General features: G+C 72.9%; 31 protein-coding genes and 1 tRNA gene. 22 read left to right on the top strand and 10 right to left on the bottom strand.

Translation table 11 applies throughout. From position 1 onward, the window contains the following. Window positions 1-8: 8 nt before the first annotated feature. The 6 genes from STBA_RS00615 to STBA_RS00595 are packed head-to-tail and all read left to right on the top strand — an operon-like array spanning window position 9 to window position 2,994. Complete coding sequence (locus tag STBA_RS00615) at window positions 9-548, top strand: hypothetical protein (protein ID WP_077057356.1); 540 nt, start codon at window positions 9-11, stop codon at window positions 546-548. 11 nt (window positions 549-559) lie between these two features. Next, window positions 560-685 (top strand): hypothetical protein, encoded by a 126-nt coding sequence (locus STBA_RS39190; protein WP_290443656.1) that lies wholly within the window; start codon window positions 560-562, stop codon window positions 683-685. Then, entirely contained in the window at window positions 663-1,739 is a 1,077-nt protein-coding gene (locus STBA_RS38510; protein WP_077057355.1) for a peptidoglycan recognition family protein, read from the top strand. The genes STBA_RS39190 and STBA_RS38510 overlap by 23 nt, the downstream gene beginning before the upstream one ends. 6 nt (window positions 1,740-1,745) lie before the next feature. Beyond that, on the top strand, window positions 1,746-1,997 hold the full coding sequence (locus STBA_RS00605; RefSeq protein ID WP_077057354.1) for a hypothetical protein: 252 nt from the start codon (window positions 1,746-1,748) through the stop codon (window positions 1,995-1,997). Between the two features lie 11 nt (window positions 1,998-2,008). Beyond that, on the top strand, window positions 2,009-2,356 hold the full coding sequence (locus STBA_RS00600) for a hypothetical protein (protein WP_077057353.1): 348 nt from the start codon (window positions 2,009-2,011) through the stop codon (window positions 2,354-2,356). Further along, a complete protein-coding gene (locus tag STBA_RS00595; protein WP_079251619.1) occupies window positions 2,353-2,994 on the top strand; it encodes a hypothetical protein in 642 nt (213 codons plus the stop codon). The genes STBA_RS00600 and STBA_RS00595 overlap by 4 nt, the downstream gene beginning before the upstream one ends. A gap of 293 nt (window positions 2,995-3,287) precedes the next feature. Here the strand turns inward: STBA_RS00595 and STBA_RS00585 are convergent, their stop codons facing one another. Next, entirely contained in the window at window positions 3,288-3,860 is a 573-nt protein-coding gene (locus STBA_RS00585) for a hypothetical protein (protein ID WP_077057350.1), read from the bottom strand. A gap of 297 nt (window positions 3,861-4,157) precedes the next feature. Beyond that, the gene (locus STBA_RS37520) at window positions 4,158-4,424 is read right to left on the bottom strand and encodes a hypothetical protein (RefSeq protein WP_077057348.1); all 267 of its coding nucleotides are present in this window, start codon (window positions 4,422-4,424) and stop codon (window positions 4,158-4,160) included. 179 nt (window positions 4,425-4,603) lie between these two features. Between STBA_RS37520 and STBA_RS00570 the strand changes: the two genes are divergently transcribed. Both STBA_RS00570 and STBA_RS00565 read left to right on the top strand, forming a co-directional pair. Further along, window positions 4,604-5,425: a recombinase family protein gene (locus STBA_RS00570; protein WP_253194472.1), complete on the top strand. Its 822-nt coding sequence runs from the start codon at window positions 4,604-4,606 to the stop codon at window positions 5,423-5,425. 33 nt (window positions 5,426-5,458) lie between these two features. Beyond that, window positions 5,459-5,683, top strand: coding sequence for a hypothetical protein (locus tag STBA_RS00565; RefSeq protein ID WP_143659378.1), 225 nt, complete (start codon window positions 5,459-5,461; stop codon window positions 5,681-5,683). A gap of 39 nt (window positions 5,684-5,722) precedes the next feature. On the opposite strand, the gene STBA_RS00560 is transcribed toward STBA_RS00565, so the two are convergent. From STBA_RS00560 to STBA_RS00535, 6 genes are all read right to left on the bottom strand, one after another. After that, window positions 5,723-5,917 carry a hypothetical protein gene (locus tag STBA_RS00560; RefSeq protein ID WP_077057346.1) on the bottom strand — a complete coding sequence of 65 codons (195 nt, stop codon included), beginning with the start codon at window positions 5,915-5,917 and terminating at the stop codon, window positions 5,723-5,725. A gap of 34 nt (window positions 5,918-5,951) precedes the next feature. Next, the gene (locus STBA_RS00555) at window positions 5,952-6,245 is read right to left on the bottom strand and encodes a hypothetical protein (RefSeq protein WP_143659377.1); all 294 of its coding nucleotides are present in this window, start codon (window positions 6,243-6,245) and stop codon (window positions 5,952-5,954) included. Next, on the bottom strand, window positions 6,236-6,388 hold the full coding sequence (locus STBA_RS00550; protein WP_366510713.1) for a hypothetical protein: 153 nt from the start codon (window positions 6,386-6,388) through the stop codon (window positions 6,236-6,238). The genes STBA_RS00555 and STBA_RS00550 overlap by 10 nt, the downstream gene beginning before the upstream one ends. 83 nt (window positions 6,389-6,471) lie before the next feature. Continuing rightward, window positions 6,472-6,735 (bottom strand): helix-turn-helix transcriptional regulator, encoded by a 264-nt coding sequence (locus tag STBA_RS00545; protein WP_077057343.1) that lies wholly within the window; start codon window positions 6,733-6,735, stop codon window positions 6,472-6,474. A gap of 344 nt (window positions 6,736-7,079) precedes the next feature. Then, window positions 7,080-7,153 (bottom strand) — tRNA-Pro (locus tag STBA_RS00540). Window positions 7,154-7,226: 73 nt separating this feature from the next. Next, the gene (locus STBA_RS00535; RefSeq protein WP_077057342.1) at window positions 7,227-8,651 is read right to left on the bottom strand and encodes a lipase maturation factor family protein; all 1,425 of its coding nucleotides are present in this window, start codon (window positions 8,649-8,651) and stop codon (window positions 7,227-7,229) included. Window positions 8,652-8,785: 134 nt separating this feature from the next. Between STBA_RS00535 and STBA_RS00530 the strand changes: the two genes are divergently transcribed. From STBA_RS00530 to STBA_RS00495, 8 genes are all read left to right on the top strand, one after another. Next, window positions 8,786-9,766 carry an acetylxylan esterase gene (locus tag STBA_RS00530; RefSeq protein ID WP_077057341.1) on the top strand — a complete coding sequence of 327 codons (981 nt, stop codon included), beginning with the start codon at window positions 8,786-8,788 and terminating at the stop codon, window positions 9,764-9,766. A 96-nt stretch (window positions 9,767-9,862) separates the two neighbouring features. Further along, window positions 9,863-11,461: an ABC transporter substrate-binding protein gene (locus STBA_RS00525; RefSeq protein WP_077063006.1), complete on the top strand. Its 1,599-nt coding sequence runs from the start codon at window positions 9,863-9,865 to the stop codon at window positions 11,459-11,461. Window positions 11,462-11,481: 20 nt separating this feature from the next. Beyond that, complete coding sequence (locus STBA_RS00520) at window positions 11,482-12,450, top strand: ABC transporter permease (RefSeq protein ID WP_077063005.1); 969 nt, start codon at window positions 11,482-11,484, stop codon at window positions 12,448-12,450. Window positions 12,451-12,454: 4 nt separating this feature from the next. Continuing rightward, window positions 12,455-13,333: an ABC transporter permease gene (locus STBA_RS00515; protein WP_077057340.1), complete on the top strand. Its 879-nt coding sequence runs from the start codon at window positions 12,455-12,457 to the stop codon at window positions 13,331-13,333. A 62-nt stretch (window positions 13,334-13,395) separates the two neighbouring features. After that, the gene (locus STBA_RS00510; protein ID WP_079252329.1) at window positions 13,396-14,304 is read left to right on the top strand and encodes an ABC transporter ATP-binding protein; all 909 of its coding nucleotides are present in this window, start codon (window positions 13,396-13,398) and stop codon (window positions 14,302-14,304) included. After that, window positions 14,297-14,959: an ATP-binding cassette domain-containing protein gene (locus STBA_RS00505; protein ID WP_077057339.1), complete on the top strand. Its 663-nt coding sequence runs from the start codon at window positions 14,297-14,299 to the stop codon at window positions 14,957-14,959. The genes STBA_RS00510 and STBA_RS00505 overlap by 8 nt, the downstream gene beginning before the upstream one ends. Before the next feature lie 70 nt (window positions 14,960-15,029). After that, entirely contained in the window at window positions 15,030-15,686 is a 657-nt protein-coding gene (locus tag STBA_RS00500; RefSeq protein WP_077057338.1) for a response regulator transcription factor, read from the top strand. Window positions 15,687-15,783: 97 nt separating this feature from the next. Next, window positions 15,784-16,779: an MsnO8 family LLM class oxidoreductase gene (locus tag STBA_RS00495; RefSeq protein ID WP_079251617.1), complete on the top strand. Its 996-nt coding sequence runs from the start codon at window positions 15,784-15,786 to the stop codon at window positions 16,777-16,779. Window positions 16,780-16,839: 60 nt separating this feature from the next. Here the strand turns inward: STBA_RS00495 and STBA_RS00490 are convergent, their stop codons facing one another. Then, entirely contained in the window at window positions 16,840-17,430 is a 591-nt protein-coding gene (locus tag STBA_RS00490) for a TetR/AcrR family transcriptional regulator (RefSeq protein ID WP_077057336.1), read from the bottom strand. Window positions 17,431-17,525: 95 nt separating this feature from the next. Here STBA_RS00490 and STBA_RS00485 point away from each other — a divergent pair, with 95 nt between their 5' ends. From STBA_RS00485 to STBA_RS38500, 6 genes are all read left to right on the top strand, one after another. Next, window positions 17,526-18,269, top strand: a complete 744-nt coding sequence (locus tag STBA_RS00485; protein WP_077057335.1) for an SDR family oxidoreductase — start codon at window positions 17,526-17,528, stop codon at window positions 18,267-18,269. 141 nt (window positions 18,270-18,410) lie between these two features. Beyond that, complete coding sequence (locus tag STBA_RS00480; protein ID WP_143659376.1) at window positions 18,411-19,451, top strand: SDR family oxidoreductase; 1,041 nt, start codon at window positions 18,411-18,413, stop codon at window positions 19,449-19,451. Window positions 19,452-19,483: 32 nt separating this feature from the next. Continuing rightward, a complete protein-coding gene (locus STBA_RS00475; protein ID WP_077057334.1) occupies window positions 19,484-20,176 on the top strand; it encodes a response regulator transcription factor in 693 nt (230 codons plus the stop codon). Then, a complete protein-coding gene (locus STBA_RS00470; protein ID WP_077057333.1) occupies window positions 20,173-21,432 on the top strand; it encodes a HAMP domain-containing sensor histidine kinase in 1,260 nt (419 codons plus the stop codon). Before STBA_RS00475 ends, STBA_RS00470 begins: the two co-directional genes overlap by 4 nt. 546 nt (window positions 21,433-21,978) lie before the next feature. Further along, the gene (locus STBA_RS38505) at window positions 21,979-22,224 is read left to right on the top strand and encodes a hypothetical protein (protein WP_253195313.1); all 246 of its coding nucleotides are present in this window, start codon (window positions 21,979-21,981) and stop codon (window positions 22,222-22,224) included. Then, a complete protein-coding gene (locus STBA_RS38500) occupies window positions 22,197-22,451 on the top strand; it encodes an MFS transporter (protein ID WP_253195196.1) in 255 nt (84 codons plus the stop codon). The genes STBA_RS38505 and STBA_RS38500 overlap by 28 nt, the downstream gene beginning before the upstream one ends. Before the next feature lie 334 nt (window positions 22,452-22,785). Here the strand turns inward: STBA_RS38500 and STBA_RS00460 are convergent, their stop codons facing one another. Then, window positions 22,786-24,435 (bottom strand): ABC-F family ATP-binding cassette domain-containing protein, encoded by a 1,650-nt coding sequence (locus STBA_RS00460; protein ID WP_253194471.1) that lies wholly within the window; start codon window positions 24,433-24,435, stop codon window positions 22,786-22,788. Window positions 24,436-24,954 lie beyond the last annotated feature (519 nt).

The following is a 24,954-nucleotide window of genomic DNA, read 5'->3' as shown; positions in this document are numbered from 1 at the left end:
AGGGATTCGTGACCACTCCGCCGCCTGGGCTGCTGCCCGGCCAGCGCGTCACCGCGGACCGGCTCAACGCCGCGCTGCTGATCGGCAGGACGGTGTTCACGGCATACCGGGACGCCACGCAGGCGATCACCTCGACCACGGTCGGGGAGGTCGGCAACGCGCTCCAGTGGGACAACGTCACGCTCGACCTCCTGGGGGCTTGGTCGCCGAGCCAGCCGACTCGGTTCCGGCCGCCGATCCCTGGCATTTACCAGTGCCTCGGCTCCGCCAGCATCGACGAGTACGGCGCGTCCGCCGGCACTCTCCGCGGCGTGAGCTGGCGGTTCAATGGCACGCTCCCGCCGTCAGGGACCGCGCGGACGCAGGTGACGACCGCGCTCGCGGACACCTACGTGACCTGCCCTGCGCCTGAGTTGCCCGTGGTGTTCGACGGGGCGGCCGACTACATCGAGTTGTGCCCGTTCCAGAACTCGGGCGCGAGCATCAACACCGCGACCGGAAGCGTGCGGCCGTCCATCGTCATCAGCTACGCCGGACCCATCGCGTGAGAGGAGCGGCGATGTCAACGCCACTGTCCCCTGAGGAGATCGCGCGGATCGTCGAGGAGCTGGGCGGCACGCCGCCGGACCAGCCCGCGCCCGAGCCGCCTGAGGAGGTGCCGGATGGCGACGCCCCTGTCGGCTGACCGACTGCTCGCGGCCCTACGCGCGGAGGGCGTCCGGATCGAGGAACACCGGTCCTGGCGCACGCACTCCCGGAATCACGTCGGGTCCTGGGGCCCCGTGCACGGAGTGATGATCCACCACACCGTGACGTCCGGCACCGACGCGAGCGTGGACCTCTGCTACCGCGGGCACTCCACGCTGCCTGGGCCGCTGTGCCACGGCGTCATCGCCAAGGACGGAACGGTGCACCTCGTCGGGCACGGCCGGGCCAACCACGCCGGAAGCGGCGACCGGGACGTGCTCGCGGCGGTGCGGGCCGAACGCCCGCTGCCCCCCGACAACCAGGCGGACACCGACGGCAACCGCCACTTCTACGGCTTCGAGGCCATCAACCTGGGCAACGGCCGGGACCCGTGGCCGGCCGCGCAGGTCGAGGCGATCGTGCGAGCCTCCGCGGCGTTGTGCCGGGCGCACGGCTGGGGCAAGCAGGGCACGACCTCGGTGATCGGCCACTCGGAGTGGCAGCCGGGCAAGATCGACCCCCGCGGGCCCGGCATCTCCATGGCCGACGTGCGCCGGCGCGTTGCCGAACGGCTCGCTCACCCACCGTCCTGGAGCCCGGGCGGCTCCGACCCCACCCCCCCGTCCGAGGAGGATGACGTGCCCCGCCTGCTCGCGCTCGGCCTGACCCGACCCCTGACCATCGAGGCCCCGCACGTATGGGTGTCCCTCCCCTTCGATACCGACTGGGCCGACCCGCTCGGCGAGCACCCGGACGGCGCGCAGTCGTTCGCCGCGGCCGGCACGAACTACACCGGCGCGCTGTATCTGCGACTGTCCGGTCTGGAGCCTGGCCGGGAGATACAGGTCCGGGTCGTCGAGGCCGAGGGCGAAGACCTGAAGAAGCTGCCGCCGATCGAGGGCGTCGGCACGGCGGGCGGCACGTTCCCCGCCGTCCCGCTGACCGGCCGCGTGACCGCCGGGCGGAAGGCGAAGGTCATGCTCGCCCACTTCAACTCCGGCCCGCTGGTGATCGAGCGAGCCGAACTCAAGCTGCACGTCTGGAAGGACTGACCGACCATGAGCATCAACTTCCCCAGCGCCAAGACGGCGCGGACGTTCGTCGTGGACCTGGCCGAGCGGGTCGTGGCCACGTTCGTTGTCGCCCTGGGCGGCGTGTTCGTCGCGGCCGAGGCGGCCGACATGTTCACGGTCTCGTTCTGGGAGGGCGCGGCGACCGCGGGCATAGCCGCGGCGGGGTCCCTGCTGAAGGGGCTCCTCGCCAGACTCTCCGGCAACCCGGACAGCGCGTCGGTCGCGCCTCGCGTCTGACGGGGTGAGCCTTGGATGAGCCGACCCTGGGCGAGATCGCCCGCCGACTGGCCGACGTGCATGCGGACCTCAAGGAGGACGTGCGCGACCTCGCCGGGCGGCTCGACTCCCGCGTCTCCATGGAGCGCTACCAGCTGGAGCAGCAGGCCCGAGACGAGGCGCTGCGCCTCTTGGTCGAACGCGTGAAGGGCATCGAGGAAGCGCGTGACAGGGAGCGAGAGCAGCAGGATGCCGAACGGCGTGCACTTGAAGACCGGCGCCGCGCTGACCGGCGCCTCGCTTTCTCCGCGCTGGTCGCGCCCGTGCTTCTGCTGCTGCTCCAGGTGTGGCTCTCCGCGCGGGGAGCTGGTGCTGCATGAAGTGGAGACGACCGGCTGATTTCGGGTACGCGCTCGGCGTGCTCGCCGCCGTGGCCGCGCTCGCGTGGGTGGTCATCACCATGCAGGGCCTCGCGGAGGATCTGCGGGCGGCGAACGACGCGCGCGACGCGTTGGCCGAGCAGGTGCAGCAGCTCGGCGGGACCCCGGTGGCCGGTCCGCCCGGTAGCCGCGGGGAGGCGGGCGCGGTGGGCGAGCAGGGCCCGCCCGGTCCGCCGGGCGACCGTGGCCCGATGGGTGTCCGCGGTCCGGGCGGCGCCCCGGGCGACGACGGGCAGGATGGCGGTGACGGGCCGCCGGGGGACCCCGGTGCCGCGGGCGCGGACGGCCCGGCCGGAGAGGCAGGGGCGGACGGCACCGCAGGACCCGCCGGGCCCCCCGGACCGCAGGGCGAGCCAGGGCCCGCAGGCCCGGCAGGCGAGCAGGGCCCGGCCGGTGACCGCGGACCCGCCGGCCCCGCGCCGACGTCCTGGACGTGGACCGGACCGGACGGCACGACGTACCGGTGCACGCCGGTCACGGCCGGGAGCACGGAGTACGCCTGTGCCCCGACGGGCGTTCCCGACGATCCCACCCGCGGTCTGGGCGCCGCGCTCGACCCGGCACGCAGGCAGTGGTGATGGAGGTGACCGTGGACGACACGAGTACTGTGCGGCACGGGTTCGTGCCAGCCGCCCCTCCGCTGGCGGACGCGGCGACGCTCGCCGAGCACGGCGACGGCCCGACGGTGGGCGGTGGCCTGCCAGAGTCCCCCATCCTGCCGTGGCTGGCCGCAGATGTTGCAGGTCAGCGGGACGGACGTGTGTAACACACGTCCGTGTCAGACCGGCGTGGCATCATGCTGCCGCGGACCGACCCAACGCGCCCCACCTCGCCACGACGGCGAGGTGGGGCGCTTCTGGCGTGCGCGGGGTCAGGCTGGCTGCCGCGCCGCCCGCAGGGGCGGCAGCCCCATGTCCCGCGCGGTGCGGGAGACCCACGCATCACTGCGGCCGACCGCGCGGGCGACCTCGCGTGCGGACGTGGCCGTGGACCACAGGCGCCGCAGCTCGGCACGCGCCGCGTCGCGGTCCCGGGCGATATCGGCGCGCGTGCGCGTGCTGCGGCGCGGCCGGGGGACTGGTGGAACGGTGCGGCCCGCGTCGGTGGCCGCGCGGTAGGCCCGGTAGGCGACGCTGGCGTGCACCCCATACAAGGCGCCGATCTGCTGCCACGTCAGGCTGGTCTCGCGCCGGGTGCGGATGATGTCCCGCACGGACAGCGGAGTCAGTGCCCGTGCCCGGCCTGGGCCGCCGGGGGTGGGGGTGCCGCGCCGCACGGGCGGCGGCTCGGTCAGGTGGGCCCAGGAGCGACCGGTGACCGCGGCCTTGATGGTGGACAGCGCGACATCGAACTCGGCGCCGAGCTGGGCCCAGGTGGCGTCGCGTGCGGCGTAGCGGCGGCGTGCGGCGGCTACCTGCTCGGCGGTGAGACGGCGGGCGGGCATCGCGACACCTCGCGCAGAAAGCGGATGGGGTCCCTTTGAGGGGCGATGAGGTGAGGAACCTATCAGGCTCAGGCGTCACGGTTGAGATCGGTTCGCGCGCCACGACCGGGACGCATGGCCGCCGCATCTCGGACGGCGTCAGCCTGGTACCGCGCCTCGGGGCGCCCGGTGGGCCCGGTGACATAGTCGACGGTCTGGATGCCTGCGCGGCGTAGAAAGGTCCGTGCTCCGGACCGGGTCCGCACGTCGAGGTGCTCCATGACGCGCCCGATGAGCCACAGTTCCTCGTTGGTCGGGTCAGGCATGGGTGAGGGCTTCCCGCAGGGTGTCCAGGTCTGCGGTGGGCATGGGGTGCTCGCGGTAGGCGATTTCGCCAGCGACTTCGCCTGCCTCATCTGCGGGGGTGACGAGGAGGTACACGTCGGGGTCGCTGATGCTGAGCCCGTGCTCCTCGGCCCAGTCCAGGATGGCGTCCGGGATGGCGATGCCGTGGGGCTCGGGCTCGATGGCGCGGGCGGTGGGGGACTCGCCTCGGACGACGGACCAGATGGCGGTGGTGGCCATGTTCACTCCTTCTCCGGGGCCGTGGGCTGTTCCCTCGGCCTCACACCCCAACTATGACACACATGTGTCGAAGTTGGCAAGCGGGTGACGCCCGCGAACCTCTCCCTCGATAACATGCCATACCGACGCCCTGATCAGGCGCGTTACATCTATACCTATAGATGTGTACACTACGAGGGGTGACGCCCCCTCAACACCGCACGTCAGCCCTCCGACTGGTCATCGTCCGACGCGTCTCCACAGCAGGTCAGGTCACCGACGGATACGGCCTCGACGCCCAAGAGCGAGACTGCCGACGCTGGAACCGCGAGGCAGCCGACGGCGGACACCGCATCGTCCACGTCGTCACCGACGAAGCCCTCACCGGCAAATCCACCATCGACGAACGCGAGGGCCTCATGGAGGCCATGGAGTGGGTCCGCGAACAACGCGCCGACGGCATCCTCGCCCCCAACCTCGACAGACTCGCCCGCGAACTCACCGTCCAGGAAGCCGTCCTCTCCTACGTCTGGGCCCTCGGCGGCCGGGTCTACACCGCCGACCACGGCGAACACCTCGAAGACGACGAGACCGACCCCATGCGCACCGCCATGCGGCAGATGCGCGGCGTCTTCGCCCAACTCGACCGCGGCCTCATCCGGAAGCGACTCCGCGAAGGGCGAGAGACCAAGGGCGAGAAGGGCGGTTACGCCTACGGCGCCCCGCGCTTCGGCCAAGCGGCCAAGGACGGCGCCCTGGTCGACGACGCCACCGAGCGCGACATCGAGGCTCTCGCGCAGCGCTGGAGAGACGAAGGGGCAGGCGTGCGCGAAATCGCCCGGCGCCTCAACGCGGCCGGCCACCGATCGAAGCGCGGCGGCCAGTGGCACCCGACCACAGTCGCCCGGCTCCTGGACCCCGACGCCCGAGAGTATGCGCGCCAGCAAGCGGCCCGGGCGCGCGGGGCGCTGAAAGAGCAGAAGCGCCGTGAGCGCGCGGAACGCATCCTTGGAAGCCGGTAGCCACCCCACCACCCAGCGTGCGATCCTGCGGCCATGAGCGCGGAGTTGGCGGTCATGGCCGCGGGCCTGCCGCGCGGGGTGCGGCTGGAGCAGGTCACCGCAGCGGTGCGAGTGCTGACAGACCCGGACGGCCCCGGGGAGCCGTGGGACGCCAGTGCGATCGCCGCGGTGCTGCCGCTGATCGTGGAGCACGCCGCGGGCGGCTCCCTCGCCGCCGCGGCCACGACCGCCCGCTGGCTCGCCCACCTCGCAGACTGACGCCCCGCCCGAGTGGGCGGGGCGCAGGTGCGTGCGGGGTCAGACGACGACAGGCCCGCGGTAGTGCCACACGAACGGGTCGCCGCCCGGCTCGGTCGCGTAATCCGCCCGCTCCTCCCAGCCGTGCACCACGTGGTACGTGCCTCCCGCGACTTCCTCGTCCGTCCAGTCGGTCGCGTCCATGGTGAGACCGTCGAGCGGGCCACCGGTCAGATGCACGATGCGCTTCGTCATGAGGCCATCGTGGCAGGCGCCGCTGACACCGCGGTCACCGCTGCCCGCGCCTCGGCCGTTCCGTCGGCACCGCGCTGTAGTCCTCGCCCTCTACCGGCTCGCACGCGGTCGCGGGCGCCCAGCACACCGCCGGGTCCACGCCTGCCACGACGCGGCCGTCAGCCAGCTCGACCCGCGCCCACAGCGGCACCTCCACCGCGTACCACCAGCCGCCCGGCTCCCGCCTGCGGGCCCGCACCACCGCAGACACCACCTGGCCGTCCGGCAGCGTCAGCCACACCACCGGCCCATCCGGCCGCAGAGCCCCGCCGCCGCCCACTACTCCCACGCCGTCGGACCGCCACCCCGCCACTCGATCGACGCGTCGTCCCCCAGCCGCACCTCATCCAGCGTGATCCCCGCCTGCCGCAGCAGCCGCAGCAGCTCCCCCAGTCCGCGGGCCCGGCCCAGGATCGCGTCATCCACACGCACCCGCCGGCCACCCCCACTCGGCGGGTACACCACGATGCGAGGACGAGCCATACGCCCAGGCTCCGCGACGCAGTGGCGCGGCGCTACTCGGGCGGCGCGGACGGGGGGCGCTCCGGCAGCAGGTCCCGCGGCGAGACGCCCAGCGCGTCGGCCACATCGAGCAGCTGGTCAATGGTGAGCGTGGTGTGTCCGTTCTCCACGCGAGAGATGGTCTTGCGGTCGATGCCGGTCAGGTCGTCCAGGCGCTCCTGGGTGCAGTTCGCCCGCAGTCGCGCCTCCCGGATGCGGGTACCGACGGCGAGCCGACGGGGGAGGAGCGGGTCGGGCGGGAGGGGCTGCGGCTGCACAACGCCACGTCAGCCGACCAAGATCATGAAGGCTGTACCTGACCAGGTACATTTCTGGATCATGAGAAACGGGTGTGATGAGCACACATCGTCTCGTAGAGTGGTCTAAACCGGCCAGACTGGCCAGTATTCACCCAGCGCGCCGGGGCTGCTCGGGATGGCCCCCCTCTGGCTCCGGCGTCGAGCGGCCCCCCTCGCGGAGAGGGGGGCCGCGCTGCTCGCCGGGAGAGAACTGGGAGATGATCTTGCCAGGGGAACCCCGAGAAACCCCGGGCAACCCCGAGCAACGCAGCGAAAAAGGCTCTGCCGCAGGCTAGATAACCTGCGGCAGAGCCAATTCACCGTCGGGACGGCGGGATTTGAACCCACGACCCCTTGACCCCCAGTCAAGTGCGCTACCAAACTGCGCCACGTCCCGGTGCCGGTCTGATCAGGGAGTTTCCCCCCGTTGCCGTGCACGAGAACCATACCGCATCCGTGAGGGTGCTCGCTCAGCCGTGCTGGGTGGGGAGGTACTCGCCGGCCGGGGTGCGGTGCCACCAGGTGCCGGTGTCGCGGCGTTCGCGGGGAGTGGTGAAGCGGTAGCGGTACACGCGTGCGCGGATGTGGCGGGGCGGAGCGTCGGGGAAGGGGTTCGTGCGCAGCAGCCTCAGGGTGGCGGGGTCGGCGTCGAGGAGGCGGGTGACCAGGGCCCTCAGCCACGGGGCCGGAACGTGCGGGTTCAGCGCCGCGAACCACATCTGCCAGTCCAGCCGGAGGTGGAAGGGTGCGAACTGGCGGGGCAGGCGCCGGACATCGCCGGGCTTGCCGTGGAAGGCGTACTCCCGCCACTGCGTGTCCCGGCCCGGCTCGGGCTCGGCGGTGCCCTCCAGCACGATCTCGTGCCGTTCGCGGGTGATGCTGCCGAACGCGCCGTAGGTGTTCACCAGGTGGAGGCTGTTGTAGGCGCGGTTCATCTGCTGGGCGGGGGAGAGGAGGTTGCGGACCGGCCAGTAGCTCAGGGCGGCGACCATGGCCGCCGCGGTCAAAGCTGTTGCCGTGAACCAGGCCGGGGCGTCCGGTTGCTCCGCGGGCGGGCCGGGCAGCGGCAGGTGCCGGGCGAGCAGCGCGCCGTCCACGGCGGCGACGGCGAGGATCATGGTCAGCCAGTTCAGCCAGGCAAAGTTTCCGGAGGCCACCAGCCACAGCTGGGTCACGATGACGACGGCCGCCGCCCAGGTCGCCACCGGCTGCGGCAGGAAGAGTCCGAACGGGACGATCAGCTGGGCCACGTGGTTCGCGGCGGCCTCCGCCCGGTGCAGTGGGCGGGGGAGATGGTGGAACCACCAGCTCAGCGGTCCGGGCATCGGCTGCGTCTCGTGGTGGTGGTAGAGGCAGGTCAGCTTCCGCCAGCACGGGTCTCCGCGCCATTTGATCAGGCCCGCGCCCAGCTCGACGCGGAAGACCAGCCAGATCACGAGGTACAGGGCCACAGTCGGCGGCGCGATGTCGTCGTTGCCCAGGAAGATCATCAGGAAGCCGGCTTCGAGCAGGAGCGATTCCCAGCCGAAGGCGTACCAGGTCTGCCCGATGTTGACCACGGAGAGGTAGAGCAGCCACACCGCGGCCCAGAGTGCCATGGCGGCCCCCAGGGGCACCGCGTCACCCGCCCCCGCGGCCAGCGCCGCCGCAAGCGCCGCGCCGAGCCAGGCGACGGCGGCGAACGCACGGTCGGAGTAGTGGAGTTGGAAAAGACCGGGGGCGTGGCGGAACGGCACGCGGCGCAGGAAAGCGGGGGCGGGGGTCAGTCCCCGTTCCCCGGCGAGCACGCGGAACTCCCGCAGGGCCGCGAGGAACGCCAGCAGGTAGATCACGGCCACGCCGCGCTGGACCACCAGTCGGCTCAGCCAGGCGTCGGGGGCTGCGATCCAGTCCATGCTCCATCACTACCACCAGGCCCGCCCACCGGCCCGGTGTACGCCGTTGACCTGGGATGTCGGCTCGGCTAGCTTCTCGGCGGAAAACGCTTGCTGCGCCCCGCGGGGGCCCGGACCGAAGGAAGGCCCTCGTCATGCCACTGACCGATATGCCGCTGGAAGAACTGCGGGCCTACCGCCCCGGCGTTCCCGAGCCGCGGGACTTCGACGACTTCTGGGCCGGCACCCTCGCCGCGGCCCGGGCCGCGGGCGGTGGAACCGCCGAGTACCGGCCGGTCGCGGGGGTGCGGCTGGCCTCGGTGGACGTGTACGACGTGCGTTTCCCCGGCTGGGGCGGGCAGCCGGTCGCCGCCTGGCTGCTGGTGCCGCGCGGCGCCGCGGCGCCGCTGCCCGCGGTGGTGACGTACCAGGGCTACGGCGGCGGCCGCGGGCTGCCGGTCGAGCATCTGCTGTGGAGTGCCGCGGGCTACGCCCACCTCGTGGTCGACAGCCGCGGCCAGGGCCACGACACCCCCGACCCCGATCCGGTGCCCGCGCCGCAGTGGGTCGGCGGGTTCATGACGCGGGGTATAGAGAGCCCGGCGGACCACTACTACCGCCGCCTGATGACCGACTGCGTGCGCGCCGTGGACGCCCTGCGCGAGCACCCGGCCGTCGACGCGGCCCGGATCGTCGTGCACGGGGGCAGCCAGGGCGGCGGGCTGGCGCTCGCCACCGCGGGGCTGGCCGGGGACACGGTGGCCGCGGCCCTGGTCGACGTGCCGTTCCTGTGCCACTACCGGCGCGGCGCGGACGTCTCGTCCGCCGGCCCGTACGGCGAGCTCGTGCACTACCTCGGCGTGCACAAGCGCGTCGACCCGGCGCGCGTCTTCGAGACCCTGAACTACTTCGACGGCCAGCACTTCGCGCCGCGGGCGAGCGCCGCCGCGCTGTTCAGTGTCGCCCTGATGGACCCGGTGTGCCCGCCGAGCACCGTCTATGCCGCCTACAACGGGTACGCGGGGGACAAGGACATCACCGTCTGGGAGTTCGGCGATCACGGCGGCGGGCGCGCCTCCCAGTCGGTCGTCCAGCTCGACTGGCTGGCCGGCGGGGGGCTCGGCGCGCAGGGTTGAGCCGCTGATCACAAACTCTGGACAGGGACTGCCGCCCCTCCTGTTTAATTGCGACTGCTTCGCAATTACCGACAAGGTCTGGCAGGGGTGTGCTTCATGACGGCCCGGACGCTACGCAGTGGGATGACCGCGGCGGCGGTGGTAACTGTACTGGCCGCCGCGGCCTGTTCCGCCCCCGGTGACGACGGCGGCGACGACGAGGGCGGCGGCCACGACGCGCTCGTCATCGGCATAGCCAACGAGCCGGAGTCGCTCAGCCCGCTCCTGGGCTACGGCAAGGACGGCAACTCCAAAATATTCGACGGGCTGCTGCGCCACGACGAGAACCTGGAGCTCCAGCCCGCCCTGGCCACGGACCTGCCGCAGGTCAGCGACGACGGGCTCACTTATACCTACACACTCCGCGACGACGTCGAGTTCAGCGACGGGCAGCCGTTCACCGCGCAGGATGTCGTCTTCACCTACGAGACCATCCTCGACGACGGCACGAACAATCCGGCCAAGGACGACCTGGCTGCCCTCGACAGCGTCGCAGCGGACGGCGACCACACCGTCGTCTTCACCCTCGCCTACCCCTACGCGCCGTTCGCCGAACGCACCGTGCTGCCCATCGCCTCCGCCGAGGCGGTCGGCGGGCAGGACGTGAACACCGGGGACTACAACTCCGAGCCCGTCGGCACCGGGCCCTACGTCGTGACCGGATGGAGCCGCGGCGAGCGCATCACCTTCGAGGCCAACCCCGACTACTGGGGCGGCGAGCCCGAGGTCAAACGCCTCACCATGGCGATCATCCCCGACGACGACGTGCGCGCCACCCGGCTGCGGTCCGGCGACCTCGATGCCGCCGTGCTGCCGCCCAACCTGGCCGACACGTTCGCCGAGGACGAGGGCCTGGTCACCATGAACGCGGAGAGCGCCGACTTCCGGGCCGTCACCCTCCCCACGGGCAACCCCGTCACCGGCGACCGCGACATCCGCCGCGCCCTCGACATCGCGGTGGACCGCGAGCTGATGGTCGAGCGCATCCTGGAGGGCGCCGGGCACGCCGCCCACGGGCCGGTGCCGGCCAGCAGCCCGTGGTTCGCCGAGGGCACCGAACGGGCCCACGACCCGGACGCCGCGCGGCGCATGCTGGACGAGGCCGGCTGGGAGCCGGGCGAGGACGGCATCCGGGTGCGGGACGGCCAGCGCGCCGAGTTCACCCTCTGGTACCCGGCGGGCGACCGGCTGCGGCAGGAGCACGCACTGGCCTACGCCTCCGACGCCAAGGAGATCGGCATCGACGCCACGGTCGAATCCGGCTCCTGGGAGGTCATCGACGAACGCCTCACCGAGGACGCCGTGCTCGCCGGTGGCGGCAGCCCCGCCGACCCCGACTTCGACCTGTACACGCTGCTCAAGTCCGATCTGGCGGGCAACGGCTACAACAACATGGGCCAGTACGACAACCCGGCCGTCGACGAGCAGTTGGACATCGGCCGCCGCAGCGGCGACGAGCAGGAGCGGGCCGCCGCCTACGAGGCGGTGCAGCGCGAACTCGCCGACAACCCCGGCTACACCTTCCTCACCCACATCGACCACGTCTACGTGATGGCCGACCACTGGGACGGCGTCTCCACCCAGGTCGAGCCGCACGACCACGGCCTCGGCCACGGCCCCTGGTGGAACGTCGAGGACTGGACGGTCCGTTCGTGACCACCCTTCCCTGGGCCGCCATGGCCAGGCTCGCGGGACGGCGGCTGCTGGCCGCCGTCCCGGTGCTGGCCCTGGTGACTCTCGGCATGTTCGCGGTGGCCGCCGCCTCGCCGTTCGACCCGGTGCGCCGCTACATCGGCGACGGCGGCGTGGGCGCCTCCCAGGAGACGCTGGACGCCCTGCGGGAGAACCTGGAGGCCGGCGGCACGTTCGTCGAACAGTGGTGGGCCTGGCTGCGCTCCGCCGTCACCGGCGACCTCGGCCAGTCCCTCGCCCTGCGGCAGCCCGTCGACCAGGTCATCGCGGAACGGCTCGGCTGGTCCGCGCTGCTGTGCGCCGTCGCGTTCGTCATCGCCGTGCTGCTGGGCACCACCCTCGGCGTCTTCGCCGCACGGCGCCCCGGCAGCACCTTCGACCGCGTCGTCACCTCCCTCAGCTACACCCTCCAGGCGGCCCCGCCGTTCTGGCTCGCCCTCCTGGCGATCTGGCTCTTCGCCCTGCGCCTCGACGTCCTCCCGGCCGGCGGCCTCACCGACGCCGGCTCCGACGTCGTCACCCCCGGCGCCCTGCTGAGCCATCTCGTCCTGCCCGCGGGCGTGCTCGCCGTCTCCCAGCTGCCCTGGTTCGTGCTGTACGTGCGCCAGGGCGTCGGCGACGCCCTCCACGAGGACCCCGTGCGCGGCGCCCGCGCCCGCGGTCTGAGCGAACGCACCGTGCTCGTCGGGCACGCCCTGCGCTCCGGGCTGCTGCCCGTTCTGACCCTGATCGGCACCCGCATACCCGAGCTGATCACCGGCGCACTGCTGATCGAGACCGTCTTCAGCTGGCCCGGCATCGCCTCCGCCACCGTCAGGGCCGCCACCGCCACCGACTTCCCGCTGCTCGCGGCCCTGACCGTGCTCTCCGCGCTCGCGGTGCTCGCCGGCAACCTGCTCGCCGACCTGCTGTACGGACTGGCCGATCCCCGCGTCGACCACGACGAGATGTGAACCCATGACCGCTTCAGCCGCCGAACAGCCCTGGCACGCCCCCGGCACCACCCGCCGCGGCACTCGCACCGCACGCGTCGTCGTCTCGGCCGTCCTGGTCTCGGCCGCCGCGCTCGCCGTGCTGCTCGTGCCGCCCCTCTTCCCCCTCGACCAGCAGGCCGTCGACCTCACCGCCAAACTGTCGGCGCCCGGTGCCGACCACCTCTTCGGCACCGACGAGGTCGGCCGCGACGTGCTGCTGCGCAGCGTCTACGGCCTGCGCGTCTCCCTGCTCGTGGGACTCGTCGCCGCGCTCGTGGCCAGCGGCATCGGCCTCGCGGTCGGGTGTGCCGCCGGGGCCCTCGGCGGCAGGACCGACCGGGTCGTGATGCGCCTGGTGGACACGTTCACCGCTGTCCCGCACCTGCTGATGGGCATCTTCATCGTGGCCATGTTCCGGCCGGGGGTCTGGCCCGTCGTCGCCTCCGTCGGACTCACCCACTGGGTGTCCACCGCGCGCATCGTGCGCGCCGAGGTGCTGTCGCTGCGCGCCCGCCCGTTCGTCGACGCCGCGATCTCCGGCGGCGCCTCGCGGCTGCGGGTCGCCGCCCGCCACCTGGTGCCCGCGGTGCTTCCCCAGGCGGGACTCGCGGCCGTGCTGATGGTGCCGCACGCCATCTGGCACGAGTCCGCGCTGTCGTTCCTCGGCCTCGGAATCCCCGCGCACGAGGCCAGCCTCGGCACCATGATCAACGGTGCCCGCGGTTCGCTGGTGACCGGGGAGTGGTGGCCGACGCTCTTCCCCGGCCTGTTCATCGTCATCCCCACCCTCGCCATCGCCGGGCTCGCCGGTGCCTGGAGGGAACGGATCAACCCGCGCCGCCGATCGGAGCTGGTCCTGTGAACGACGCATCCGCCGCCCGCCCGCCGCTGCTGGCCGTCCACGAGCTGTCCGTGCGCTTCCTCATGCCCGGCGGTCGCCACGTCGCCGCCGTCAACGGGGTCTCCTTCGAGTTGGCCGCCGGCGAATGCCTCGCCCTGGTGGGGGAGAGCGGCTGCGGCAAATCGGTCCTGGCCTCGGCGCTGCTCGGCCTGCTGCCCGGCAACGCCCGCACCCGCGGCACCGCCCTGCTCGGGCCGGACGACCGCATCGACCTGCTCGGCGCGGAGGAGACGACCCTCGCGCGCACGGTGCGCGGCCGGCGCGCCGGGCTGATACCGCAGAGCCCGGCCGCCCATCTCACCCCGGTGCGGACGGTCCGCTCGCAACTGGAGGAGACCGTCCGCGAGCTGCGCGACACCCGCCGCGGCGCCCTGCGGGCCGCCGCGGAGGCCGCTGCCGCCCGCGCCGCGTTCCCCGCCGACCACCTCGACCGCTACCCGCATCAGCTCTCCGGCGGCCTCGCCCAGCGGGCCGCCACCGCCCTCGCCCTCGTCGCGGATGCCCCGCTGCTGATCGCCGACGAACCGACCACCGGCCTCGACCGGGACCTCGTCGACCGCACCGTCGACGAGTTGCGCCGGCACACCGACGAGGGTCACGGCCTGCTCGTCATCACCCACGACCTGGCTGCCGCGGCGCGCATGGCCGACCGCGTCGCCGTCATGTACGCCGGCCGTATCGTCGAAGTCGCCACCGCTGCCGACTTCTTCGGCGCCGCGGGGCCCCGCCACCCCTACGCCCGCGGCCTGCTCGACGCCCTTCCCGAACGCGCCTTCGCGCCGATCCCGGGGCTGCCGCCCGAGCTGGACGCCCTCCCCGAGGGCTGCGCGTTCGCCGCCCGCTGCGACCGCGCCACCGACATCTGCACCACCCTGCCCGCCCTCACCGGCGGGGTCGCCTGCCACCACGCGTCGGAGGCCGTCGATGCTTGAGCTGGAGCACATCACCGCCGGTTATGTCCGCGGCGAGCCCGTCGTCCGCGAGCTGAGCCTCACCGTCGCGGACGGCGAGGCGGTCGGGCTGCTCGGCCCCAGCGGCTGCGGCAAGTCCACCCTGGCCAAGGTGGCGGCCCTGCTGCACCGCCCCTTCGCCGGCACCGTTCGCCTCGCCGGCGAGCCCGTCCGCGGCTTCCGCTATCGCGCCCCGCGCGCCCAGCGCACCCGCATCGGCGTCGTCTTCCAGCAGCCCCGCCTCGCCGCCGACCCCCGGCTCGCCCTGCGCGACCTGATCGCCGAGCCGGCCCGCGCCACCGGCCGCGGCCAGGAGCTGGCCGAGCGGGCCGCCGCGCTGGCCACGGAGGTCGGGCTCGGGCCCGAGCTGCTCGGCCGCCGCCCGCACGAGGTGAGCGACGGCCAGCTCCAGCGCGCCTGCCTGGCGCGCGCCCTGCTGCTGCGTCCCTCGCTGCTGATCTGCGACGAGATGACCGCCATGCTCGACGCCTCCACCACCGCGGCCCTCGTCGCGGTCGTCGAGGACTACCGACGTGAGAACGGCGCCGCGCTCCTCGCGGTCGGCCACGACCGGGTGCTGCTGCGCCGCTGGTGCGACCGCGTGCTCGACTTCCCCGCCGTTCCCGCCACGGCGTGACGCGCCGCCCCCCGGCGCCACCGCGGGACCCGGGCCGCGGGTTCCGCCCCGCCCCGCTACCGTGACCTGCATGACCATCCGTGTGCTCCTGGTCGACGACGATCCCCTGGTCCGTTCGGGCCTGCGGCTGATGCTGGGCGCCGCCGAGGACATCGAGGTCGCGGGCGAGGCGGCGGACGGCGCCGAGGTGCAGGAGCTGGTCGAACGGCTGAGACCCGATGTCGTCCTCATGGACATCCGGATGCCCGGCATCGACGGCCTGGCCGCGACCGAACGGCTGCGCGGCCTCGCCGAGCCGCCCGAGATCGTGATGCTCACGACGTTCAACGCGGACGAGCACGTGCTGCGCGCGCTGCGTGCCGGGGCGGCGGGCTTCGTGCTCAAGGACACCCCGCCCGGCGAGATCGTCGACGCGGTGCGACGCGTGGCCGCGGGCGATCCGGTGCTCTCCCCGGCGGTCACCGAGCGGCTCATCGCCCACGTCACCGGCTCGTCCCGCGATGCCAGGCGCGCCCGCCGCAGCCTGGACGCACTCGGCGAGCGCGAACGGGAGGTCGCCGTCGCGATCGGGGAGGGCAAGTCGAACGCCGAGATCGCCGCCGAGTTGTACATGAGCCTGCCGACGGTCAAGACCCACGTCTCGCGCATCCTGGCCAAGCTGGGCCTCAACAACCGCGTGCAGATCGCCCTGCTGGCCCACGACGCCCGCCTCCCGGGCGGCACGTGAGCCGGGCGCGTGAGCCCGGCACGTGAGCCCGGCGCGGGAATCTTCGGCGCGCCGCGCTGTTGACACCGGTGTGGACTCAACGGCACGACTGCGATCGGTGCGCTGGTCGGTTCTGGACCGCGCGCTGATCCGCTCGGGACAGCAGCCCGCCGAGGCGCTGCGGGACACCGTGCGCTTCGCGCGCCAGGTCGAGGAGCTCGGCTACTTCAGGTTCTGGGTGGCCGAGCACCACGGCGTGCCCGGCGTGGCCGGGTCCGCGCCGACCGTACTGGCCGCCGCCGTGGCCTCCGTGACCGAGCGCATCCGGGTGGGCACCGGGGGCGTCATGCTGCCGAACCACCGCCCGCTGGTGGTGGCCGAGCAGTTCGGCGTCCTGGAGTCCCTCTTCCCCGGCCGCGTCGACATGGGCCTCGGCCGCTCGGTCGGATTCATCGACCCGGTGCGGCGGGCCCTCGGCGCCGACAAGGACGCCGCCGACCGGTTCGACGAGCAACTGTCCGAGCTGCTCGGCTGGTTCGAGCCCGGCGGGCCGGTACATGCCGTCCCCGCCGAGGGGCTGCGGGTGCCGGCCTACGTCCTGGCCGTGGGGGAGGGCGCGGGCATCGCCGCCGCACACGGACTGCCCTTGGTCATGGCCCACTTGAGCGACGAGGAACGGATGCGCGCCGCTCTCGACCGTTACCGTGCGGACTTCGCCCCGTCCCGGCACGGCGACCGGCCGTATGTGATCGTCGCCGTGAACGCGGCGGTCGCCGCGACCCGCGAAGCGGCCGAGCTGCTTCAGGTGCCCGAGGCGTGGGCGACGGTGTGGTCCCGCACCCGCGGCGTCTTCCCGCCCCTCGACCCGCCGGGGGAGGTCCTGGGCAGGGAGCTGACCGAGCGGGAGCGCCGCTACTTCGCCCAGGCCCGTGCCGGACAGCTGTCCGGTACGGAGGAGGAGATGACGCGGACCCTCGGCCGACTCGTGGACCGCACGGATGCGGACGAGCTGATGCTGACCCTCGCCGCCCACGACGAAACCGACCGGCTCGACTCGTACCGCAGGCTGGCCCGCCTCGCCGGACTCACCCCCCGCGGCGCCGCCGCCACCTGAGCCCCGGCCCGGGCCCGCGCCCGCCGGGCCGCGCCCCGTCCGCCGGGTCGCGCCGTCGTGCTATCCGGGCCAGGCCGCCAGTGCCCGGTCGACCACCCGGTGCAGCGCCTCGGCACCGGTGCCGTCCGAGGCGTGCACCGACAGGCCGAAGGAGACGGAGGCGATGTAACGGGCCAGGTCGGCGGCGTCCTCGTCCGGCGCCAGGTCCCCTTCGTCCTGCGCCCGTTCGAAACGGCGGCGGAGCGCCGTCTCCGCGGCGCGGCGGCCGTCGGCGAGCCGGGCCCGCGCGGCTTCGCCCTGCTCTCCGGTGGCCAGCGCGCCCTGCACGAGCAGGCAGCCGCCCCCGGGGTTGCGGGCGGAGGTGACGACCGCGACGGAGCCGCGCAGCAGATGCTCGGCCGCCGCGCGGGCCGTGGGCTCCTCCAGCGCGGTGCGCAGATGGCGGGCGGGCCCGTCCTGGTAGCGGTCGAGGACCCGGCCGAAGAGGGCCTCCTTGTTGCCGTAGGCGGCGTAGAGGCTGGGCCGGTTGATCCCCATGGCCTCGGTGAGGTCGGAGAGTGCCGTGCCCTCGTAGCCCTGACGCCAGAACACGTCGAGGGCCCGGTCGAGCCGCTCTTCGACGTCAAAGGCACGCGGCCGTCCCACCGCCATGGGTCACCTTCCCTGATTCCCTGAATTTCATACTGATAGGTATAGTACCCTTTCGAGTTGAGTACCAAGCGGTACAGAAGTAGGAGGGAACAACCATGGGAACGGTACTGGCGGGGCGAACGGCCCTGGTCACCGGCGGCTCGCGCGGCATCGGCGCGGCGATCGCCCTGGCGCTCGCGGACGAGGGTGCGGACGTGGCGATCAGCTACGCGTCCTCGCGCGAGCAGGCGGAGGAGGTCGTGGGCGCCCTCGCGCGCCGGGGGGTGCGCGCGACGGCGCACCGGGCCGACCAGAGCGACGAGCGGGCGGTCGAGAGCCTCGTCGAAACGGTGGCGGCGGAGTTCGGCCGCCTGGACATACTGGTGAACAACGCCGGCGTTTCGGTCCGCGGCCCGGTCGACGCCGGCGAACGCGCAGCGTTCGACCGGCAGCTCGCGGTCAACCTCGGCGGTGTACTCGCCGCCGTCAGGACCGCGAGCCGGGTACTGGGCGAGGGCGGCAGGATCATCACGGTCGGCTCGACCCTCGGCTCCCGCGCCGGATTCACGGCCGTGGCGGAGTACGCGGCGACCAAGGCGGCGGTGGCCGGGTACAGCCGGGGCGCGGCCCGCGACCTGGCGCCGCGCGGCATCACGGTCAACGTCGTCGAGCCGGGCGCGGTGGACACCGACATGAACCCGGCGGACGGCGCGGAGGCCGACGTCCAGCGGACGGCCAACGCGATGGGCCGCTACGGCCGCCCCGAGGAGATCGCCGCGGGCGTCACCTTCCTGGCCACTCCGGCCGCGTCGTTCATCACCGGCACCACGCTGACGATCGACGGCGGCTATCTGGCATAGGCCCCGGCCCCTGGCCCCCGGTACGCCGAGAACGGACGGCCCGGGGCGCCGCGGAGGCCCGCTCGCGGCTTCGCTCGATTTTCGCTCCCGGTGCCTAGCGTGACCGATGTCCGGACGTCGAGTGTGCGAATGGGGAGTCAGATGTCTGTGAACGGAATGAGCCGGCGGTCCGTGGTCGGCGCGGCCGTCGGTCTCGGTGTGGTCGCCGGGGCGGCGGCCATGCCGGTCGGTGAGGCCGCGGCGGCGGAGCGCGCCTCGTCCGCGGCCGGGCGGCGCCCCGACCCCAGGACGGTGCTGATCACCGGGTGCAGCAGCGGCTTCGGGTACCTCACGGCGATGACGCTGGCGCGCTCGGGGCACCGGGTGTTCGCCTCGATGCGCAACACCCGCACCGCCAACGCGGGTGTTGCACGCGAGTTGCTGTCGCTTGCGCGGGACGAGGACCTGGCGATCGAGGTGGTCGACATCGACATCACGGACGAGCGGTCCGTGGAGCGGGGGGTGGAATTCGTCCAGCGGCGTGCGCGCCGTATCGACGTGCTGTTCAATAATGCCGGGGTCTTCAGCCCGGCCGTGTTGGAGACGCTGACCATCGAGGACCTGAAGAAGTCCTTCGACACGAATCTGTTCGGCCATCTGCGCATGAACCGGGCGGTCCTGCCGGCCATGCGCGAGCACGGCGAGGGTCTTGTCATCCAGATGTCGACCGCGCTCGGCCGGTTCGTCCTGCCCTTCATGGGCCCCTACGTCGGCGCCAAGTGGGCGCTCGAAGGGGTGACCGAGTCCCTCAGGTACGAGCTGGCGCCGTTCGGCGTCGAGGTGGTCGTCGTCGAACCCGGCGGGTATGTCACTGAGTTCCTGGAGCCGAACGGGCGGCGTTACTACCGGGAGTATCTGCAAGGACTCTCCCGCCAGGACGCGCACCGCCGGCGGCAGTACGGCGAGCTGGCCGAGCGGCCGGAGTTCCACCTGGAGCCGGGCGGCGCTTCGACGAACCCGCAGGAAATCGCCGATGCCGTCGCCTCGGTCGTCCGCACCCCGCACGGGCAGCGGCCGCTCCGGCTGGTCGGTCCGGGCATGGAGTTCCTCGCGGACATCAACGAGGGGGCCCAGGAGATCTCCAGAATGGTGATGGAGCAGGACGGCTGGGGCGATCTGCTGGAGATCGCGCCCCGCCCGTGAGCGCGCACCGGGCCCGTGGCTAGCGTTGTGCGATGCGTGTACTGGTGGTCGAGGACCAAGAAGATCTTGTGAACGCCCTGCGCAGCGGTCTGGTCAGGGCGGGATACGCGGTCGACACGGCGTTCACCGGCGCCGCGGCCGAGGAGAAACTGGCCGTGACGGCGTACGACGTGATGATCCTGGATATTGCGCTGCCCGACGCCGACGGGCTGTCGCTGTGCGGCGCGGTGCGGCGCGGTGAACTCCTGTGCGCCGCGGGGCCCGCCCTGCGAATCCTCATGCTCACGGCCCGCACCGGCCTGGCCGACCGGGTACGTGGCCTCGACCTGGGGGCCGACGACTATCTCACCAAGCCGTTCGCCCTGCCCGAACTGCTCGCCCGCGTGCGGGCCCTGCTGCGCCGTGACGCGGGCGGCGGCTCGGCGGTCCTCACGGTGGGCGGGCTCGTTCTGGACAGCGCACGGCACCGGGTGACGCGGGACGGAGAGGAAGTGGCGCTGACGCTCAAGGAGTTCGGCGTGCTGCGTTACCTGATGTGCCGGCCGGGCCATGTGGTCCCGGCGGAGGAACTGCTGGAACACGTGTGGGACGAGAACGCCGATCCGTTCACCGAGTCCGTGCGGGTCACCGTCGGGACTCTGCGCCGGAAGATCACGTCGGCCGGATCGCGCCCGCTGATCGAGACCGTCATCGGGCGCGGCTACCGGCTGAAGGACCGGCCGTGAGCGGAGGCGGCCGACCGGTGCCGGGGTGGGCACAGACCATTCGTTTTCGCCTGACCGTCACGTACTCCGCGGTGCTCTTCGGACTGGCGGCACTGGTGGTGCTCACGGTCTACCTGGCACTGAGCGCGACGCTGGACGCCCAGCCGCTCGACCCGATCGAAGTGCCGGACCTCTCGTACGACCAGACAGGGTGGGTGATCGAGGAGGGAGCCTCCTTCCGGGCCGCCGACTTCGAAAGCGTCGAGAAGGCGTCGTACCACAAGACCCTCCGCCTGCTGCGTTCGCTGTCCCTCCAGGCCATCGGCGTGCTGTTCCTGGCGAGCCTGGTGACCGGCTGGTGGCTGTCGGGCAGGGCGCTGCGTCCGGTCCGCGAAATCACCTCTACCGCCCGGGACATCTCGGCGACCGACCTCTCCCGTCGCATCGCGCTCGACGGCCCGCGCGACGAACTGCGCACGCTCGCCGAAACCCTGGATTCGATGCTGGGCAGGCTGGAGGAAGCTTTCGCGGCGCAGCGACAGGTCGTCGGGGACGCCTCCCACGAACTGCTGAATCCCCTCGCGGTGATCAGGACGACGGTGGAAGCGGTGCTGGCCCCCGACGACGTCAGCCCGGACGAGCGGGCCAGGGCGAGCGCGGCGGTGGTGCGTGCAACGGCGCTGATGACACGGCTCATCGAGGACCTGCTCGCCTCCTCGCGGCGGAACTCGCCGGCGTTCGTCGACGCCGAGATCGACCTTGCGGTGCTGGCCGACGGCGTGGCCGAGGAGTACGCCTCGGCCGCCGGAGAGCGCGGGCTGCGGCTGAAACGGCTGCCGGCTCCGGGCCCCGGGGGACCGGGACCCGTGGTCTCGGGCGACCCGCAGGCGCTGTCACGGGCGCTGGGGAATCTGCTGTCCAACGCCGTCCGCCTGGCACCGGTGGGCAGCACGCTGACCATCGGGTACGGGAGCGAGGACGGCTGGGCCTGGGCGGCCGTGCGTGACGAAGGCCCGGGAATCCCCGCGTCGGACCGGGAACGGGTCTTCGACCGGTTCTTCAGTGGCTCGGGAGGGGGAGCCGCCGGGCACAGCGGCCTGGGGCTGGCGATCGTGCGGCAGATCGCGGAGGGCCACGACGGGCAAGTTGCCCTCTATTCGGCCGTCGGCGAAGGGAGCACGTTCGTGATGTGGCTCCCGGACCGGTCCTGGCCGGCGTCCGGCCGCCGCTCGGCCACCCCCGGTGGGGACCCGCTGGCCGCCCGCGATCCGAGGTGAGGCGCCGCAGGGGCAGGAGGACGGTCCGGCCCGGCCCGAAGCGGCCAGCGGCGCATCGGTGCCCCGCGTCCGCTGGGCACCGATTCCCTCAGGTTTTGACGATTCCCTTGAATGGTGAGCAGCAGCCCGAGAAGTGGCCGGGGATTCAATTTGCCTTTTCCGTCCGGTGTGCGCTCTCGACCCGGCACGGCAGAGCCCTCTGTGGGAGAAGGGGCTCCCCGGAATTCGTGAGCCACGAGTCCGTCGGCGCAGTCAAGTGCTGAATGATCACACGGGGAGTACCCGTTCCTCGCCATCCCGCCGCGTCGGGCTAGGGTCATCAGCGCCCGGTCCAGGCAGCCGTTTCGGTGCACCGGGCTTCCGGCGTACGCGAGTTTCCCTTTTCCGGCGCCCCCACCCCGGAGCGGAAAACGGTTTCCCCTTGCATTTCCTTCTGTATTCCCATTTTCACCTCCGGGGCATGTTCGACTCGCTTCTTGGGGTTCACCTATGACCGCCGGGACGGCACGATCACGAACATCGCCCTCCCCGGCATCCCAGACCGACATGGGCATCTCCGGCGCGAATCTGGCGTGGATCGTCAACTCCTGCGCCCTGGCCTTCGGCGGGCTGCTGCTCGGCGGGCAGGCCGGGGATCTGTTCGGGCGGCGTCGGATGTTCCAGGCCGGCATCGCGGTGTTCACGCTCGCCTCGCTCCTGGGCGGGCTGGCCCCGAACGATGCGCTGCCGATCGGCGCGCGCGTGCTGCAGGGCGTCGGGCCGCGCTGGCCGCTCCCAGCGCCCTGGCGCTGATCACCACGACCTTCCCGGAGGGCAAGCCGCGTAACAGGGCGATGGGCGTGTACGCGGCCATGGCGGGGATCGGCTCCGCCGTCGGCCTGCCGCTCGGCGGCATACTGACCGACGTCCTCAGCTGGCGGGGGTCTTCTTCGTCAATGTCCCCATCGGACTTGCCCTGCTGGCCGGGACCAGGAGTCTCGTCGAGGCGCTCGCCACGGCCGGGTCGTGCACCGATCTAGGGGGTCGTCGCGGAAGACGCACCGGGTGGCGGAGCACATCGGCGCAAGGGGCGGCAGGAGCAGCACGACGACGGGCACGCGCGGGCACGCGGTCCAAGCCGGGTCCCGGTCTCCTGCGGGCCGGACAGGCCCGCAGGAGAAGGCGTGATCGTCCGGTCGGCCTTGAAGCCGCGCCCGGTCGCGCGGATGAGGGTGCGGTGGCCGAGGAAGTGATGCCGGACAGCCGGCCGCGTCGCAGCGGCGACCGGATGCCCCGTCCGAGTTGGGACCGGGCGCCACTACCGCATAGGCAAGGGTCCAGAACCGGCCGGGGAACCGCCGCCGCTGCCGCGGCTTACCGCGGGGCCGATCGAGATTCTCGCGTGCGCACCTCCAGCCGCGGCCACTCCGCGAGGTCCTGCAGCAGCTGCCGGTCGTGCGTCGCGACGACGACGGCGGCGCTCGTGACGCGGATCGCGTCGGTCAGCTCGTCGACCAGGATCGACGACAGGTGGTTCGTCGGCTCGTCGAGCAGGATCAGCCCGGGCCGCCCGGCCAGCGCCAGCGCCAGGTCGAGGCGCCGCTGCTGCCCCTGCGACATCCGCCCGACCGGTGTGCGCATCGCGTCGGAGTCCAGCAGCCCGACCGCCCCGAGCGGAACGGCGTCGGCATCGCGCAGCGCCCCGCGCGCCACCAGCCGTCCCACGTGGCGGGCGTGCACCTCGTGGGCGGTGAGCGCGGGGTCCTGCTCGGCGGTCTCCTGGGTGACCCGGACGACCCGTGCCCCCTTCGCCGTCCGGACGTACCCGTCCGTGGGCTGGAGCGAACCGGCCAGCACCGCGAGCAGCGTCGACTTCCCGGCGCCGTTCGGTCCGGTGACGAGCAGCCGGTCGCCGCCGTCGAGGGTGAGGTCGACCGGACCGGCCAGCCGCCCGTCCACGGCGACGCCGTGGGCCCGCAACTGCGCCGCCCCCGGCCGCACAGCCAGATCCGGCCACCGCAACGTCGGCGGCGGCGCCGGCACGTCGACCCGGTGCGCGTCCAGGGCCTCCTGCTGCCGGCTCAGGGCCTGCACGACGCCCGGCGCGCGGGACTGGCGCTGGTGCTTGCCGGTCCCCTTGTCCGGCCGCCACCCGGTGGAGAGCCGGTCGCGGGCCTTCGACACCGCGTCCTGGAGTCGCCGGTGCTCGGCCTGCTGCTCGTCGTGGTCGTGCTCCCAGCGCTCACGCTCACGACGCCGGGCGTCCTGCCATGCGTCGTAGCCGCCGGCGTACAGGCGCGGCTTCCCGTCGCGGGTCGGGTCGAGGTCGAGGAACCGGTCCGCGACATCGCGCAGCAGCGCCCGGTCGTGGCTGACGACGGCGAGGCCGCCGTCGTGCTCGCGCAGCGTGCGGGTCAGGAAGTCCAGCCCGCCGGCGTCGAGGTGGTTGGTCGGCTCGTCGAGCAGCAGAACGTCGTGCCGCGCGCCGAGCAGGCACGCCAGCCGGACCCGGTACCGCTGCCCGACCGACAGCGTCGACAAGGGACGGCCGCGCTCGGTGCACGCACCGAGGGCCTCGAGGGCGACGTCGACGCGGCGTTCGGCGTCCCACGCGTCGAGCCGGGTGGCGGCGTCGAGCGCGGCGGCGTAGCGGTCGTCGGCAGCCGGATCGCCCTCGGCCATGGCCAGGGCCGCCTCGTCCAGCGCACCGAGGGCCGCGAGCGACGCGGCCAGCGCCTCGGAGGTCAAGGTGCCGACGGTCTCACCGTCGCGCGCGGACAGCTCCTGGCGGGCCAGGCCGATGGTGCCGGCCCGGTGCACGGTGCCCGCGTCGGGCGTGTTCAGTCCGGCGAGGACGTGCAGCAGCGTCGTCTTGCCACGGCCGTTCTCGCCGACGACGGCGACCCGGGACCGGGCGGATACGGTGACCGAGACGTCGTTCAGGACGCGCCGGGACCCGCGCGTGAGGGTGACGCCCTCGGCGCGGACGTGTGCACTGCCGCCCGCCTCGGCGGGCAGAGACATGGCTTCGGGGGTTGGGGAGAGGGTCAACGGTGCTCCGCAGCTCGCAGTGGAGCCGGGCAGCAGAAAACGGCCGCCCGGACATGACCGGGACGGCGAGCGCAGATTCAAACAGGGAGAAGGCGCCGCCGTCAGCGGGCGGAACGGACCTTCTGCGACCAGATACCTCGTGCCATGCCGACCATGGTAACAATGGCGGCGGACAGGAGCCGCTGCCGCTGCCGCTGCCGCTGCCGCTGCCGCTGCCGCTGCCGGTACCGGTCCGGCCGGGTGGCGTGTGGCGTGATCGAGGACCTGGCGCGGTCGATCGTTCAGCCGGACCAGCGCTCCGCGGACGAGGCCGCCGGCCCGAGGCGCCGGACAGGGCCCCGGCCGATGGAGCCGCATGCCGGTGCCGTGCCGAAGGACGGACAGGGGGCTCACCGGCCACTTCCGCGCCGCCGCGGCCGAGATACCGACCGGTCCTCCGTTCCGCAGCATGTCGAACGGAGGACCGGGGGAGCCGGGCGGTGCCGAGGGCCG

Origin of the sequence: Streptomyces sp. MP131-18, from assembly GCF_001984575.1 — a bacterium.
GTDB lineage: Bacteria > Actinomycetota > Actinomycetes > Streptomycetales > Streptomycetaceae > Streptomyces > Streptomyces johnsoniae.
The sequence above is the reverse complement of the archived record's forward strand: the minus strand, read 5'-3'. Positions and strand labels throughout refer to the sequence as shown.